The organism is Paenibacillus sp. FSL H8-0315 (genome assembly GCF_038005365.1).
Classification (GTDB): Bacteria; Bacillota; Bacilli; order Paenibacillales; family Paenibacillaceae; genus Paenibacillus_AQ; species Paenibacillus_AQ odorifer.
In genome coordinates, this window is record NZ_JBBOTA010000001.1 from 4,024,150 (window position 1) to 4,040,469 (window position 16,320).

Sequence of the window (16,320 nt, forward strand, 5' to 3'; positions counted from 1 at the left end):
GTTTTTTTTCCTACATCTAAAGCCCGAATTATGCCTGAGAAAATGCCAAGCTACCCTTCCATTGTCATATTGTATCGTTTCGGGATATTCTTTTTACCTCAAAAAGAGCCATTTAAAGGAGATAATACGAAAGAATTCACCGGAATCCTTGGTTTTACTTAATTATTAGGCGAAATACACACTGAATTTCTCTTCCTCAGTTATTAGGTGATAGGGTCCTCGTTGTCGATGTTGGATTGAGATGTCGGACTTGGGGTTAGAGTTTTTGCCTGAAACATCCTTAACTATTCAACCGATCTGTATAGCGGCCTGTTTCCTTTCATATACATAGAACAGCAGTTAAAAGGGAAAGAAGGGGCGCGAGTATAATGGAACAACAGTGGAAGCAAAGTCTTTATGTATATGTTGATCAAGTGAATAAGGCCAGGGTGGAGCCTAAGTCATCATCGCATACCGTTTCCGTATCCGTTAAAGATCCGCGTTTTCTGGTAGAACAAGGGGAGCGTTCAAGACGTCTTGCGGAGTGGTATAAAGAACGTGGGATAACTCCTTTGCGCGGAGAGACAGGGGTTAAGACTTTGCGGACCGTCCGGCAGACTCCGACCGAGGTAGTAGCAGAGGTTACACTGCATAGTGCCCTTTATTATGAAAAAGGCGGTGTTAACCACCGCGAGGATATTATCGAGCTGGAGCGGCTGACCTTTGTACGGGACGGTGGGGGCTGGGAGATTGCTGGTGTGGAACGAAGTGTCCCTGAAAGAAATACGGTTCATCGGGCAGAGGTAGAGCTATCGGGCAGACTATCCAAATGGGGAGAGGCTTTGCCGGCACCGCTGCCATCACAGCCCCTGCTAAACCGGAATGTCCTCGGAGAAATTGCAGGTTCAAGAGAGGTTCGTTATAACCGTGAAGAAGCTGTGGCGTATGCCGACCGCTGGTGGAAAGACGGCAATCCGGAGTTCGAAACCTTCGAGGTGGATTGCACAAATTATGTCTCCCAATGTCTCTTTGCAGGGGGAGCACCTATCAACTATACTGGTAAAAGAGAAACGGGCTGGTGGTACAAAGGTTACCAAGGCAAACAAGAATGGTGGAGCTATAGCTGGGCTGTATCAGACAGTCTGCAACGCTATTTGAGCGGAAGTCGGAGCAGTGGCTTGCGTGCGGAAGTCATGGAGCGGCCGGAGCAATTGATGCTGGGCGATATCATTCAATATGACTGGGATGGCAACGGGCAGTATCAGCACAGCACAATCGTCACAGCTTTTGATGCAGGAGGCATGCCGCTTGTGAATGCACGTACCGTTAGCAGCCGTCATCGGTATTGGGATTATCGTGATTCCTACGCATGGACTGATCAAACGAAATACCGTTTTTTTCATATTAACGACTACTTATAGTACAGAAAGAGGTTAAGGGAATGGGGAACGCAAAACTAACCGTAGGGCTGGTGTACGGGGGCAAATCAGGAGAACATGAGGTATCGCTACAGACGGCTTTTGCCGTGATGAACTCATTTGATTATGATAAATATGAGATTATACCTTTTTACATTTCAAAACAGGGATTGTGGAAGGTTGGAGAGAAGTTATCAGCTCCTTACAGCCAAGTGGAGCAGCTCAAGCTTGCAGAAGCGACCGAAGATATGGGCACAGCCCTGAACGTGGTATTTAGTGGATTATCGGGTGCTGACCAAACAGTGGACGTAATGTTCCCGCTGCTGCACGGCACGTATGGTGAGGACGGAACGATTCAAGGGTTGTTCGAAATGGCGAATATTCCTTATATCGGTGCTGGTGTTCTTGCCTCTTCGGCAGGTATGGATAAGGTGGTCATGAAGAAGCTGTTCGCTGATGCCGGTCTGGATCAATGCGAGTTTTGTTATTTCAACATCAGCGCTTGGAAAAGAAAACGTCATGAGTTGATTGTTGGTGTAGAGGATAAACTGGGATATCCGGTATTCGTGAAGCCTGCCAATCTAGGCTCAAGTGTAGGTATTTCTAAGGCTGCCGATAAGGATAGTCTTGTAAAAGCCATTGATTTTGCTTTCCGCTATGATACCAAAGTTATTATTGAGGAGTTTGTGGATGCGCGTGAGGTAGAGGTTGGCGTGCTTGGAAATGATGAACCAGAAGCCTCTGTTCCGGGTGAAATCGTTTCTTCTGGTGAATATTATGATTACGCAGCCAAATATACGGACGGCAAATCGCAAATGATGATTCCTGCACCAGTGGATTCTGAAGTGGCCGATCGTTTGCGGGAGTCCGCGATAGTTGCTTTTCGAGCGATTGAGGGCAGTGGAATTACCCGGGCAGACTTCTTCTTGCGAAAATCGGATGGTAAAATTCTAATTAACGAAGTGAACACGATGCCTGGTTTCACTCCTTACAGCATGTATCCGCTATTGTGGCGTGAGACGGGTGTATCTTATAGAGCTCTGTTAGACCGAATGATTGAGTTAGCCTTGGAGCGCTATAATTTTAAACAAGGTCTTAAGTACGACAACGAGTAATAGAAGCTATAGCGGGAATATCCCGACTGGAAGGAGAGAAGAAACATGGGTTTTCAAACAGAATTCAACTCCGTCTGCAAATTCAAGAGTGAACAAGAGCTGTACGAGCTGCTGGAATATGGGCGCACCAAAATGGTGAAGCAAGGCTTTCGTGTGTATCCGACGGGTCAAAAGGTTATTGCTTACACCCCTGAAAATGTAGCTGTAGCCATTGTCAAAATTTCAGCCTCGATTGCAGAGATTAATTTTCAAGGGCATGAGGTTACCGCGGTCGAGATGGAGCTTGTGCGTAAGCTGAATGAAGAAGAGTCCAGAGTGCAGACGGCTTTGGCTGAGGAAATGTTTTTTGGAGCACAGGGATGATTGTCCGCTTCGGATATGTAGCGATGTCCACCGTTATCAAAGACTGCTCCCCATCCAAGACAATGACGATGGCCTCTTTTAAGAAGCTGGATGACCGTGAAGCGGCACTTCGGCGTTTGGAGAACATCGCTAGAATGAATCTGCATAATACGCTGCGGTTGATGAAGCATAATGTGGCTTCGGACATCATGGTGTACCGCCTCACTTCCAAAATCATTCCTCTGGCGACGCATCCGGATTTGCAGGACTGGAATCCGTTTGCGGCGCTCGCCGAGGAATTTGCGGAAGTGGGCCAATATGTGAAAAAGCACGGGCTGCGCGTTTCTTTTCATCCAGATCACTTTACAGTACTTAGTACACCCCGTCCGGAGGTGCTGATAAACTCCGTACGGGATTTGCAGTACCATGTGGACATGCTGGTTGCTATGGGGCTTTCTGCCATGGCGAAGAACAATATCCATATTGGCGGAGCTTATGGGGACAAGCCTGTAGCGGCGAAGCGATTCGAGGAGCATTTCCGCGCGCTGCCGGCAGCGCTGCAGGAGCGTATAACGCTGGAGAATGACGATAAGACATTTACAGCTCCGGAGACACTGGCAGTCAGTCAGAGCGTAGGATTACCGATGGTGCTGGATATTCACCACCAATGGGTGAATAATGAAGGAGAGCTCCCTTGGGAGCTGTGGCCTGACATTTTGCAGACATGGCGAAGTGAGCTAGCACAGAAGGACGTTCCTTCTGGAAAGCTTTTGCCGCCTAAGATTCATGTATCCAGTCCGCGCAGCCCGTCTGATCCGCGCAGCCATGCGGATGGCGTGGAACCTGCGCCTTTGCTGGCTTTTCTGAAACGTATTGCCGCAGATACGCCTGCTGTCGATGTTATGATTGAGGCGAAACTAAAAGATGGCGCGTTATTTGGATTGATGGAGGCTATGAAGGAGCTGGCTGAGGCTGGTAACGGAATTTCCTTATTAAATGGGGCAAGCGTGAATATTGAACCTTAAACAATGAAAATAAGGAGATAGGTCCCGAATACGGGTCCTATCATGACTTGATATGTAACTTGAAATAGGGTACGTTGAATGAAACTTTAATCGCTTATCGTCTTTATATGGACCTGGGGCATTTATGCTCGCAGGTGAGAATTGGGTCCTCTTTTGGCGGAACTTTGGGAACTTGGGGAACGTTTTGACGTATTGCACGGTATTGTGAATAGGATTGCTTTAGAATTAAAGCCATTGGCGATTATGTTCAAGAAAGTGGAGTGAAGATATGAGTCCTTTAAATCCAGAGGGTAAGAATGAACGTGAACCCTATGTAGTAACAAGCAAGGGACATACGGCGGTGGCCATTAATGCGGCTGCCAAAGCAGGAGAATGGATAAAGAGCAGACAGGGTCTCGTGAAGGAGCTGAATACAAAAACTTCAGCACAAGATCTGGTTACGGAAGTTGATAAAGGCGTTGAGCAAATGATTCGCAGGCTGATCCTGACACATTTTCCCGACCATGCCATTCTCGGGGAAGAGGGGGTTTCGCCGGGAGCAGCAGCGGCTACCGCTGCATTGGAAGAAGCTCGTGAGCATGAATATTTGTGGATTGTAGATCCTGTAGATGGTACGACTAATTTCGTACACGGATTTCCTTTTTACTGTGTCTCCATAGCATTGGTGATTCGCGGTGAACTAACTGTAGGCGTTATTTATGATCCGACTCGTGATGAAATGTTCGTCGCTGAAAAAGGAAAGGGAGCTTACATGCACGGTGTTCCTACCTCGGTCTCTACGGAGACTGATTTTGGGGACAGCCTGATTGCTATGGGCTTTCCGCCGGATCGTGAGTTTGCACAACCTGTGAATATGGCCGGACTGCAAAGTATTCTTCCGCAGATTCGTGGTATTCGTGCCGGAGGCGCGGCTGCTCTACATTTAGCTTATGTGGCGGCAGGCCGTGTAGATGGCTATTGGGAAGTGGGCTTAAGCCCTTGGGACTGTGCAGCAGGAGTACTGCTTGTACTTGAATCAGGAGGCAAGATTACGGATACCCTAGGACGTTCATATGATATTGGTACACGCCATGTAGTAGCAAGTAATGGCCACATTCACGAATATTTGGTTTCGTCACTGAAGAATGCTGAAGCAACAGGATATAAGCTTTAGGGAGGACGATACAGCATGAGTGAGAAGGATGATTTGGAACGCAAGCTGAGCGAAATGTTGGTAGATGGTGAGATGGAACAAGGCGATCGTACGGCTAAGGAAATCCGGGAAATCTCACCTAAATATGAAATTCGTATTCAGACTACGCTCGATCCTATTGTGGAAGAAACATTACGTTATCGTAAGATTGGATATGAGCTGGATGACCGTTATGATAAATATCTGGAGCGTGCAGGGCAGAAGTTAGAGTCAGATGAAGATTCAGACAATAATAGCCAGTGATTTGCGAGGGGCGGTTTCCTGAATATAGGAGGCCGCTCTTTTGCGTTGCTATCCTGGATGGTAGAATGGAATTAGAACAATTTGGGAGGGATACGATGCTAGGCAATTGGAAAAAAATTTGGGCAGCTGGCATAAGCAGCCTGCTTTTGTTATCTGCGCTGATTAGCGTAGGAGCAGGCACGGCAAATGCGGCTGACACGACTGCGATACAAGACTCTGGGCAAGATGTCTTTCGCATCGTAGCTCTAGGTGATTCCATTACTGCTGGCTACGAGCCAGGAATGACGGACGTGAATACTAAGCCATACGGCTATGCGGAGAGATTGCTTGAGCAGGGCTGGTATCATGGCAGAAGTACACTTACTAATTATGGTATTCTAGGGCTGACTACAGCCGGATTACGTAATTACACAGGAGCGATCAAGGATGGTTCAGTGATTACTGCTGAAGGAGTTCAGGCAGGTCTCCCAGATCCACGAATAGAGCAGTTCGTGAAGCTAACTCCGCAGATCGCAGCAGAGCTTAAGGAAGCTGATCTGATTACCATTACGATTGGCGGGAATGATGTAAGCAGTCTGTTCTTGCAGTTCAAGGAGCTGACGGATGCGGATTTCCAAACACAGCTGGACCAGCGGCTAGCGGATTATCAAACAAATGTGAAGGCATTGCTGGAGAATATTCGTGCGGTAAGTCCGCAAACGACGATTATACTGGCCGATCAATATCAGCCTGCCCCTAAGGTTGCGCTTGGTCAAATGTACAACAGATTAATGACGGCAGCGGGCAAATTTACGGAAGCAGCGGATAGTGTAGCTGCAAGCGTGAACCAAGAGGGAGCGAAGGTGCTTGTAGCTCATGTTGCGGCAAAGTTTGCCGGGGTAGAAGGCTCGCTGACACATATTATTGGAGCAGGGCAAACTGATTTTCACCCGACGCAGCTTGGATACGAGACTATTGCTAAGGTCTTTGCGGAGTTACAATGGGGAGAGTATCGCGTTCCTAGTGTAGCTACAATGGCTACTGCATCGGTACCGATGTCGATTGTAGTGAAGGGCGTGGAGTTGAATACACCCAATAAGCCTATCCTTAAAAATGGGCAGAACTTTTTGGCGCTAAAAGATATTCTAAATGCCGTGGGCGCAAGCGGGAAGTGGGATAACAAAACCTCCAGCGCTACCATCGTGTATGGTGGAAGAACTGTTGTGATCACCATTGGCTCGAAATTTATTAAGGTGAATGGAGAGAACGTGGCTATTGATACTCCAGCTTTTCTGCAAAAGGTAGGCAAGGAGGACAAAACCTACTTACCCCTTGCCGCTTTGGCGACAGGACTTGGATTCGATGTTAATTACAGCAGCAAACTGCGAACTGCTTTCATAAATCCATAAAGCTGCATACTATACATCATAAGAAATTAAATTAAGCCCGTAAGGAAAAGGTGGATGGAATATTGTCTAGTTCAAAATATAATGCTGAATATATCATCACCATGGATGATATAGTGCGGGAGGGTCATCCCGTACTTCGTACCGTAGCGCAACCAGTGGAGCTTCCATTACAGGCGGAAGATCGTGAGGCTTTGCAATGTATGCTTCAATTTCTGAAGAACAGTCAGGACCCGGAGATTTCCGAAGAATATAAGCTGCGCTCTGGCGTAGGTCTGTCGGCGAATCAAATCGGACTGGAGAAGCGTATGTTCGCGATGTATCTTACAGACGAGAGAGGGCGGGCTGTAGAGCATGCTTGGGTTAACCCTAAGATCATAAGCCACTCCTTGTCTATGGTGTACTTACCAGAAAGCGAGGGCTGTCTGTCCGTTGATCGTCCCGTGCATGGCTTTGTACCTCGGTATGAAACCGTGAAGGTGAAGGGTTATGATCTGGAGGGCAAGGAGGTTATCCTTAAATTTAAGGGCTACCAAGCTATCATCATCCAGCATGAAATAGATCATCTCGATGGGATTATGTTCTATGACCGAATTAACAAGGAGAATCCGTTTAAGCTGCCTCAGGGCGTGGAGATCCGGAACTTATATGAGTAGGAGAGTAACTCTGAATTAAAAAGCGGGCGACCTTACAGCGTAAAGCTGATGGTCGCTTTTTTTTACCTATCGGCAAGATTATGATATTTCAAATATTTTACAAATCAATCGGAAGGATGTACCCTTACAATTAATAGATTTAAATTAGTAATAAGAGGAGGACCTTAAATGAACTGGAGCAGAATGCCAATTAGAGGATTCGCCAACGAATACAATGATGAGGTTAAAAAGATTGATGAGCAGATTTTGAGTCTGATTCAGGAACGTAAAGCTATAACAGGCAAGAAACGATTATCCCCTGATAGTAAGCTACTTGAGGAATGGGTAACTAGATTCGAGATGAACACTACTCAGATTGTGCAGCATTTGCATCTTATGAATGAAACTGTACCCAGAAGACAATATTGGGAAGAGCCTGGTTTATTGCTGGGAGTGCTTCCGATTGTGAAGCGGACGGTCGTTGAAGAATGCGAGTATATACTTACGCATGCTATGCAGTATGAAGCCTTCAGCATAGTTACTGTGGAAATCAAATATTTAAAAGAAGCTGTAGGACATATCCATCTTCGAACGGCTTTAACGCTTGAAGTGGCGGGTGAGAATGAATATGAAGTGCAGCCGCATGGTGGTCATGGAGGTGGAGCGCATACACAAATGCAATTCTTGGTCGCCCCAACGCTGCCGGAGCATCTGGAGGGTGTAGAGTTTTCACTAGTACCTGGGAGCGAGCAAATGTTAAGACCGTTAATGACTGAGATTACGTTGGACAAGCAGGTGGATTTTACATGAGAGCAGTAGAATATTTGGACTTCCAAACGCTGTTAGCGGATGAAATCCGTAGATAAAGGTGGTCACTATCGCTCACACTCTTACAAAACGATTCTTTCTTTAACCCCTAGAACTATATACGGTGTGTATTTGAGCTTTTTGCGGTGTGAGCTACAGAGCCATTAGGGAAAAACTCCCTAAAAATAACCTATATTCTCTGTAAATGAACAGAATTAGGGATTTTCTCCCTAAAAAACGGGGTAAGTTCCTTGTTTTCCACTAAATTAGCTAAATTATAGGGGGATTTCCCTGATTATCTATCGAAGCTCCCTAACCCTTGCACTAAACACGGGGAAGGTCCGGCGATCCCTGTTACGCAGCATATAGAAATTGACGCTTGAGATCGGCTGGCTTAAGCTTGCCACAAGCTACAGATGCAGGCCGTGGATGAGTAAAAATGCAGAGCAGCGATCCTCCAATATAGGAGAATCGCTGCTCTTTTAACATTTGCGGTTTATGGGACTGGGACAGCTCCTTAATCTATTCAGCTTTTTTTAGCTTATGAAGCACTGCCGTTTCAAAACAATCTTATTTCTCAGCCGCCATAGCGCGGAAGGATTCTTCAGCTGCGACAAGTGTAGCATCAATATCTGCATCAGTATGTGCTGTGGTCAGGAACCAAGCTTCGTATTTCGAAGGGGCAAGGTTAATGCCACGGTTCAGCATATGCCGGAAGAAGCTGGCGAACAATTCGCCGTCTGTATCCTGAGCCTCGTCATAATTCGTAACCGGATGATTACAGAAATGAGTGGAGAACGAACCACGGATGCGGTTGATTGTCAGTGGAATCCCATGACGGTCTGCAGATGCTTTAAGTCCATCGGCGAGGCGGATTGCAAGCCGATCCATTTCTTCGTATACACCCTCTGCACTCAGAACCTCTAAACAAGCAATCCCTGCAGAGATAGACGCAGGATTGCCCGCCATTGTGCCGGCTTGATATGCCGGTCCAAGTGGAGCTACCTGTTCCATAACATGCTTGCGGCCGCCGTAAGCGCCGATAGGCAGGCCGCCACCGATGATTTTACCAAGTGCAGTAAGGTCAGGAGTAATGTCCTCATGATTATCCAGCCCCGCATAGGTTTGTGTAGAACCATAATGGAAGCGGAAGGCAGTAATGACTTCGTCATAAATAACAAGGGAGCCATTATCGTGAGCCAGCTTGCAAAGTCCTTCGAGGAAACCAGGCTTAGGCATCACCATGCCGAAATTCCCCACAATCGGTTCAACCATAACAGCTGCGACATCTTCGCCCCATTTCTCCAGCGCCTCTTTCAGGCTGTCCAGATCATTAAAGGGAACGGTGATTACCTCCTGGGCGATACTGCTTGGAACACCGGCACTATCTGGAATGCCAAGTGTAGAAGGTCCTGATCCTGCTGCTACAAGCACCAGATCAGAGTGGCCGTGGTAACAGCCAGCGAATTTTACGATTTTGCTGCGTTTTGTATAGGCACGGGCTACACGGATCGTTGTCATAACCGCTTCGGTTCCAGAATTGACGAAACGTACTTTATCCATAGAAGGAATTGCTTCTTTTAGCATTTTAGCAAGTTTAATTTCGAGCTGGGTTGGGGTTCCGTAAAGAACACCATTTTCTGCTGCTGTAGTAATTGCTTTGGTAATATGAGGGTGGGCATGGCCGGTAATGATCGGTCCATAGGCTTGGAGATAATCGATATATTCATTGCCGTCTTCATCCCAGAAGTGAGATCCACTGGCGCGTTTCATAAATACAGGTGCTCCGCCGCCAACGGCTTTGAAGGAGCGGGAAGGGCTATTTACACCCCCAACGATATGCTGGAGGGCTTCGTGATAAAGTTGTTCAGATGTGGAACGATTCATAATGTGATCATCCTTTCGATTGTTGGTGCTCAAGGGAACGGGCGAACAACGGTGTTTTCCGTTGTCCGCCCGTATTATACCAAGTCACTGCTTTGTGTGCGTGTGAACTTTGCTTGTCAGGCCCTTAATGGGTCCCGCCAGAACTGCTATTGGAGGTGTTCTCCGATGTAGGGGTTGGTGTTGGCTCAGGACCATTTATGGTATCCTGTATAAATTCTTTTAGCTTCTTTTCGCTACGAATTCCGATAACCTGTGATCCGTCACTTGTAGTCTCCTCAGTGAGCAGATCCATTGGCGGAATTTGCTCACTGCCACCCATACTGCTATTATACCCTACGCTTGCCAGCTTCCACATATCATTAACTGACATATTGGTTTCAATATAAGGCGTAACCTGCGACAGGATATTTGGCAGCTTGACAATGGAGGTGGTGCTGATCAGTTTATCAGCCACAGCCTTGAGAAAACCGCGTTGGCGCTCGGTTCGAGTGAAATCGGAGGTAGCGTCATGCCGAAAGCGAACATATTGTAGCGCCATGTTGCCGTCAAGATGCTGATATCCTTTTTTTAGATCAATATCATATTCCGGACCGTCTGCAACGGTTTTGTAGACCATATCTTTTTCGACTTCATAATCCACACCCCCAACGGCATCAACCAGCTTGATGAATCCTTGGAAGTCCGTGTAGACATAATATTGAATTGGGATACCGAGCAGATCGCTGACGGTCTGCATCGCAGTATTAGGTCCATAAATAATCGCTGTATTAATACGTTTCTCGCCATGATCTGGAATCGGAACGTACGTATCTCTCAGTATTGAAAATACACTGATTTTCTTCTTCACAGGGTCGAGAGAAGCGACGAGCATTGTATCTGAACGGGGGATTTCCCCTTTCTTCACACCTCGGGCATCTACACCCATTAATAGGATATTAACAGGCTCTGTACCTTCCCACTTAGGAGGCTCAGGGGTGTCGACATCAACGGTCTCTGCATTTTGAAAAGGGGAATCTTCAGTATTCGACATGCTACCAAGCTCATTGTAAATGGTTGTAATGTAGAAAATGGCCCCACCGATAATAAGGAGGAGTATAATGGCCAGCGTCCAAAGCAGCGGTTTCTTTTTTGACTTACCAGTCTTTGCGTGCCTTTTCTTTCTAGGTGGCATTTCTCGTTCTTCCTTTCGCATTCACGTTGACTACATTATAATTTCTTTTGGGGATACGTGCAATTTAGGAATAATTCCCCAATCTTAAGAAGGAGTGGATATATCTTGATCGAAGTAGCTATTGGACAAAAAGTACCCAATTTCACCCTTCCCTCTTCCAATGGGCATGAGGTTAGTTTGAGTGATTTCTTGGGCCGAAAGGTCATCTTATATTTTTACCCTAAAAATATGACACCAGCCTGCACGCAGGAGGCCTGCGAATTTCGTGATGCTTTTGATCAAATCACGGCGGTGGGTGCGGTTGTTCTGGGCATTAGTCCGGACTCTTTGGCATCACACGCTAAATTTACAGAGAAGCATAGTTTGCCCTTTCCACTGCTGTCTGATGAGGATCATAAGGTAAGTGAAATGTTCGGCGTATGGCAGCTCAAGAAACTTTACGGCAAAGAATTTATGGGAATTGTGCGATCTACTTTTCTGATTGATGAGCAGGGGATATTAGTGGAAGAATGGCGGAAGGTACGGGTAAAAGGGCATGTCGCAAACACGATAGCAGGGATAAGCGAATCATAAATTTTACTAATTACTTTTTATAGATGTCTATTACATTTTTAACAGCTTATATAAGGTGTTGTCATGATATAGTTTCCTCATAATTGCTTCAAATTTGGAGCAAGAAGAGGTGGTGGAGTGATAATGCTGCATATTGGGCTTGATATCGGATCAACTACTGCTAAATTAGTTGTCATAGAGCGGGACATCATTGTTTATCAAGACTATGTAAGACATTATAGCGATATTAAAAAAGCGGCCCTCTCTCTTCTGTCTGATGTACGCGACAGATTCCCAGAGAGGGGAGCTAGGCTTACTGTAAGCGGTTCCTCGGGGTTGTCTTTATCCAAATTAGGTGGAGTTCCCTTTATTCAGGAGGTGATTGCCTGTACGAAGGCGATCAGTGCGCTGATCCCGGAATGTGACACGGCGATTGAACTGGGTGGAGAGGACGCTAAGATAATATATCTTCGGGGCGGCATTGAGCAGCGTATGAATACAGCCTGCGCGGGCGGAACAGGAGCGTTCATCGATCAGATGGCAGCGCTGCTGCAGACCGATCCGGCAGGCTTAAATGTTTTGGCGGAGAAGCATGAGCGAATCTATCCCATAGCTTCACGCTGTGGTGTATTTGCCAAAAGCGATGTACAGCCGCTGCTTAATGAAGGAGCGCGCCGGGAGGATGTGGCGGCTTCGATCTTTCAGAGTATCGTTAATCAGACGATTAGCGGTCTTGCTTGTGGACGTCCGATTCGAGGACGGGTGGCTTTTCTTGGCGGCCCGCTGACCTTCCTGCCTGCCTTGCGGCAGCGTTTTGCGGAAACGCTGGAGCTGGCGGAGGAGGATATCCTGTTCCCGGAACGCTCACAGTATTTCGTGGCGATTGGAGCTGCGCTCTCCGAAGCTGATCCAGTCGTATTGCCACTTTCAAGCTGGATCACGCGAATTGCGGCGGTTGATTTTACTGCGGATCGAGCTGCGGATGCTGAATTGCCTCCGCTTTTTGAGAATGCCGCTGAGCTTGCAGAATTTCGGCTTCGTCACGGCAAAGCCTCTGCAGCGAGATCAGATTTAGCCTTATATCGTGGACCTTGTTATCTAGGAATTGATGCCGGCTCAACCACAACTAAACTCGTGTTAACCGGTTCGGCTGACGAAATTCTCTATACCTTTTATGGCAGCAACAAAGGCAACCCGCTGCATTCGGTCAGCGATGCACTGAAGGAGATCTACCGGGTTCTGCCTGAAGGCTGCCATATCGCAGGATCATATGTGACAGGGTACGGTGAGGGGTTAATCAAGGCCGCTCTGCGGACAGATGGCGGAGAAGTAGAGACTGTTGCACACTACAAGGCAGCTTCCAAGTTCATGCCAGAAGTAGATTTCATACTGGATATCGGTGGGCAGGACATGAAGTGCATCAAAATCCGTGGCGGTGCTATCGACAGCCTTATGCTCAATGAAGCTTGTTCAGCCGGTTGTGGCTCTTTTCTGGAGAGCTTTGCCTCTGCCCTCGGACTTGGGATCGAGGAATTTGCCAAAACTGCACTCGAAGCGACTCAGCCTGTTAATTTGGGCTCGCGCTGCACGGTGTTCATGAACTCTAAGGTCAAGCAGGTTCAGAAGGAGGGCGCATCATTAGCGGATTTATCGGCGGGTCTTGCCTACTCTGTGATCAAGAATGCTCTGCAAAAGGTAATTAAAATCCGCAATCCGGAGGACTTAGGGCGAAATATCATCGTTCAGGGCGGTACCTTCTATAATGAAGCTGTATTGCGCGCCTTTGAGTCCTTGACGGGGCGGACGGTGGTTAGACCGGATATAGCTGGCGTAATGGGAGCTTACGGCTGTGCACTGATTGCGCGTGAGCAAGCAGGGGTTAACGGATCCAGTACGCTGCTTGGAGCAGAGGAGCTTGCCAGCTTTAAATATGAGGTCTCCTCAGGCCGCTGTGGCCGCTGTGGGAATAACTGTGCGCTGACGATCAGTCGTTTTCCGGATAAGAGCTTTTATGTGACCGGCAATCGCTGCGAACGCGGCGCAGGAGTCAAAAAAGAGAAAAATGTCCTGCCGAATCTGATGCAGTATAAATATGAACGGTTTTTTGAGTACGAGAGTTTACCGGAAACAGGGGCATGGCGGGGGACCGTCGGGATTCCGCGTACCATGAATATGTTTGAGAATTACCCGTTCTGGCACACTTTTTTCACCAAACTGGGCTATCGGGTGATTCTCTCCCCTAAATCAAGCAAGAAGCTCTTCGAAAGCGGCATGGATACGATTCCTTCAGAATCGATATGTTATCCTGCGAAGATGGCGCATGGACATGTGCAAAGCCTGATCGGTAAAGGTGTCGATTTTATTTTTTATCCAGCGGTGGTGTATGAGAAAAAAGAAGATGAAGCTGCGGATAATCACTTCAATTGTCCAGTGGTCGCCTCTTATCCCGAAGTCATTCGCAACAATATGGATGGGTTAAAGGACAATGGAATCAAGCTTGTCAGTCCATTCCTGACCTTCGATGATATTTCTGCGCTGACCAAAGGGCTGGTGAAGACATTTACCAGCATTCCGCGAGAAGAGATTGCGTCCGCGGTGCAAGCGGGACTTACAGAGGCTGATATCGCCAAAGGTGATGTGCGTACCAAAGGGGAAGAGACCCTTGTGTACCTAGCTGATACTGGAACCAAAGGAATCCTGCTCTGTGGACATCCTTATCATGCCGATCCTGAGATTAATCACGGGATAGCGGATATGATAACCGGGATGGGACTCGCCGTGCTGACAGAAGATTCTGTCTGCCATCTGGACCACAGCGAAGGGGATGTGGCTGTTGTTAATCAGTGGACCTACCATGCCCGGATGTACCGTGCAGCCCGCCTTGCTGCAGTCCGCTCGGATCTGGAGCTTGTTCAATTGACTTCCTTCGGCTGTGGGATCGATGCGATCACTTGTGATGCCGTACAGGATATTATGGAAAGACATAACAAGGTATATACATTGATCAAAATCGATGAGATCAGCAATCTTGGTGCAGCGCGCATTCGGCTTCGTTCATTGCTGGCGGCAATGCGTGAGCGTGAAAAAGGTAAGGTAGTGCCGCAAAAGCCGCCAAAAGTGCAGGCTAATGTGTTATTTACAAAGGAAATGAAAGAGACCTATACCATTCTTGCGCCACAGATGTCGCCTATTCATTTTGAATTGTTTGAGCAGGTGTTTCGCGATGCCGGATACCGCCTGAAGATACTTGAGACGACCGGACCCGAAGAGACAGAAGAAGGTCTGAGATACGTTAATAATGATGCGTGTTATCCGGCAATTGTGACGATTGGCCAGATTCTGTCGGCGCTGAAAAGTGGGGAATACGATCCGGATCGTACTGCTGTGATTATGTCACAGACGGGTGGCGGCTGCCGGGCTACGAATTATATTTCTTTGCTGCGCAAAGCCTTAAAGGATTCAGACCTTGAACAAATTCCGGTGATTTCACTCAATGCTTCAGGGATGGAAAATCAGCCGGGTTTCCGTATCAGTCTTAAGCTGGCGAATCGGTTGATAGCTGCCGCTTGTTACGGTGATCTTATGATGCGGATGTTAAATCACTTTAGGCCGCATGAGGTTGTTCCAGGAAGTGCTGAAATTCTATTCCGCAAAGGGATGGAGCGTTGCAAGGCAAGCTTATCCAACTTTTCATTCCGAGAATACAAACGCCTGATTCGTGAGATTGTTGCAGAGTTCTGCAAGCTGCCCGTTACAGGTGTTACTAAACCAAGAGTAGGCATTGTCGGTGAGATCCTGATCAAATTTCATCCGGATGCTAATAACCGCATTATAGAGATGATCGAGGCAGAGGGCGGGGAAGCGGTAATGCCGGATTTCCTGGATTTCATTTTCTATTGTGTATATAATCCGATCTACAAAGCTGAGCAATTCGGCAAAAGCAAACGGCTCGGCTATATCAATCCCATGCTGATCTCTTATCTGGAAATTTACCGTAAGCCGATTAAGGTTGCCCTTGAGGATGCGGGGCTGGCTAAAGGACGGGAGAATATTTATGGTCTTGCCGAGAAGGCCAGCCGACTGGTGTCCGTAGGGAATCAGATGGGTGAGGGCTGGTTTTTAACCGCAGAAATGATGGATTTGTTGGATAATGGTGTGAACAACATCGCCTGTATTCAACCGTTCGCGTGCCTGCCCAACCATATCACCGGGCGTGGGATGATTAAAGGTCTTAAGGAATTATATCCGGGTGCAAATATCGTGGCGATTGACTATGATGCTGGAGTTAGCGTAGTCAACCAAGCGAATCGGATTAAGCTGATGATGTCAATTGCCAGCAGCCAGGAAGAGACTAAGCCATCTAATTTAAAACTGCAGGATAAGCCTCAGCAGCAGACTTTACCTGAAAGTTCATACAGCTTAACCTGAGCATTGTTCAGACGAAAAAGCGGGCCAAGGATCTACCTTGGTTCGCTTTTTTTATGCTTTGTGCACTTATGTATGATTTTCATGTTTTTCCTGCAATATAAAATTAACTTTCAGAAAGTTACAGCAAAATATTGACCGAAA

Annotated in this window: 13 protein-coding genes; 11 read left to right on the forward strand and 2 right to left on the reverse strand. The window is 47.2% G+C overall.

Annotation, left to right across the window (positions count from 1 at the left end):
* Positions 1-368: 368 nt before the first annotated feature.
* The 9 genes from MHB56_RS17520 to MHB56_RS17560 all read left to right on the forward strand — a co-directional run bounded on the left by MHB56_RS17520 (position 369) and on the right by MHB56_RS17560 (position 8,144).
* On the forward strand, positions 369-1,400 hold the full coding sequence (locus tag MHB56_RS17520; protein WP_080742388.1) for an amidase domain-containing protein: 1,032 nt from the start codon (positions 369-371) through the stop codon (positions 1,398-1,400).
* 20 nt (positions 1,401-1,420) lie between these two features.
* A complete protein-coding gene (locus MHB56_RS17525; protein WP_076130522.1) occupies positions 1,421-2,512 on the forward strand; it encodes a D-alanine--D-alanine ligase in 1,092 nt (363 codons plus the stop codon).
* A gap of 45 nt (positions 2,513-2,557) precedes the next feature.
* Positions 2,558-2,875 (forward strand): hypothetical protein, encoded by a 318-nt coding sequence (locus tag MHB56_RS17530; RefSeq protein WP_036679853.1) that lies wholly within the window; start codon positions 2,558-2,560, stop codon positions 2,873-2,875.
* A complete protein-coding gene (uvsE, locus tag MHB56_RS17535) occupies positions 2,872-3,879 on the forward strand; it encodes a UV DNA damage repair endonuclease UvsE (protein ID WP_341143800.1) in 1,008 nt (335 codons plus the stop codon). Before MHB56_RS17530 ends, uvsE begins: the two co-directional genes overlap by 4 nt.
* Positions 3,880-4,147: 268 nt before the next feature.
* A complete protein-coding gene (locus tag MHB56_RS17540) occupies positions 4,148-5,032 on the forward strand; it encodes an inositol monophosphatase family protein (protein WP_036679857.1) in 885 nt (294 codons plus the stop codon).
* Between the two features lie 15 nt (positions 5,033-5,047).
* Entirely contained in the window at positions 5,048-5,314 is a 267-nt protein-coding gene (locus MHB56_RS17545) for a hypothetical protein (RefSeq protein ID WP_076130524.1), read from the forward strand.
* A gap of 95 nt (positions 5,315-5,409) precedes the next feature.
* The gene (locus MHB56_RS17550) at positions 5,410-6,702 is read left to right on the forward strand and encodes a stalk domain-containing protein (RefSeq protein ID WP_340916365.1); all 1,293 of its coding nucleotides are present in this window, start codon (positions 5,410-5,412) and stop codon (positions 6,700-6,702) included.
* A gap of 101 nt (positions 6,703-6,803) precedes the next feature.
* Entirely contained in the window at positions 6,804-7,355 is a 552-nt protein-coding gene (gene def, locus MHB56_RS17555) for a peptide deformylase (RefSeq protein WP_076282520.1), read from the forward strand.
* A gap of 168 nt (positions 7,356-7,523) precedes the next feature.
* On the forward strand, positions 7,524-8,144 hold the full coding sequence (locus MHB56_RS17560) for a hypothetical protein (protein ID WP_038568624.1): 621 nt from the start codon (positions 7,524-7,526) through the stop codon (positions 8,142-8,144).
* 567 nt (positions 8,145-8,711) lie between these two features.
* Here the strand turns inward: MHB56_RS17560 and MHB56_RS17565 are convergent.
* Both MHB56_RS17565 and MHB56_RS17570 read right to left on the reverse strand, forming a co-directional pair.
* Positions 8,712-10,028 (reverse strand): glutamate-1-semialdehyde 2,1-aminomutase, encoded by a 1,317-nt coding sequence (locus MHB56_RS17565; RefSeq protein WP_248549055.1) that lies wholly within the window; start codon positions 10,026-10,028, stop codon positions 8,712-8,714.
* A gap of 124 nt (positions 10,029-10,152) precedes the next feature.
* On the reverse strand, positions 10,153-11,199 hold the full coding sequence (locus tag MHB56_RS17570) for an LCP family protein (protein ID WP_076307387.1): 1,047 nt from the start codon (positions 11,197-11,199) through the stop codon (positions 10,153-10,155).
* A 105-nt stretch (positions 11,200-11,304) separates the two neighbouring features.
* Here MHB56_RS17570 and bcp point away from each other — a divergent pair, with 105 nt between their 5' ends.
* Positions 11,305-11,772 carry a thioredoxin-dependent thiol peroxidase gene (gene bcp / locus MHB56_RS17575; protein ID WP_076186308.1) on the forward strand — a complete coding sequence of 156 codons (468 nt, stop codon included), beginning with the start codon at positions 11,305-11,307 and terminating at the stop codon, positions 11,770-11,772.
* Positions 11,773-11,895: 123 nt separating this feature from the next.
* On the forward strand, positions 11,896-16,179 hold the full coding sequence (locus MHB56_RS17580) for an acyl-CoA dehydratase activase-related protein (RefSeq protein WP_341144380.1): 4,284 nt from the start codon (positions 11,896-11,898) through the stop codon (positions 16,177-16,179).
* Positions 16,180-16,320: the final 141 nt, after the last annotated feature.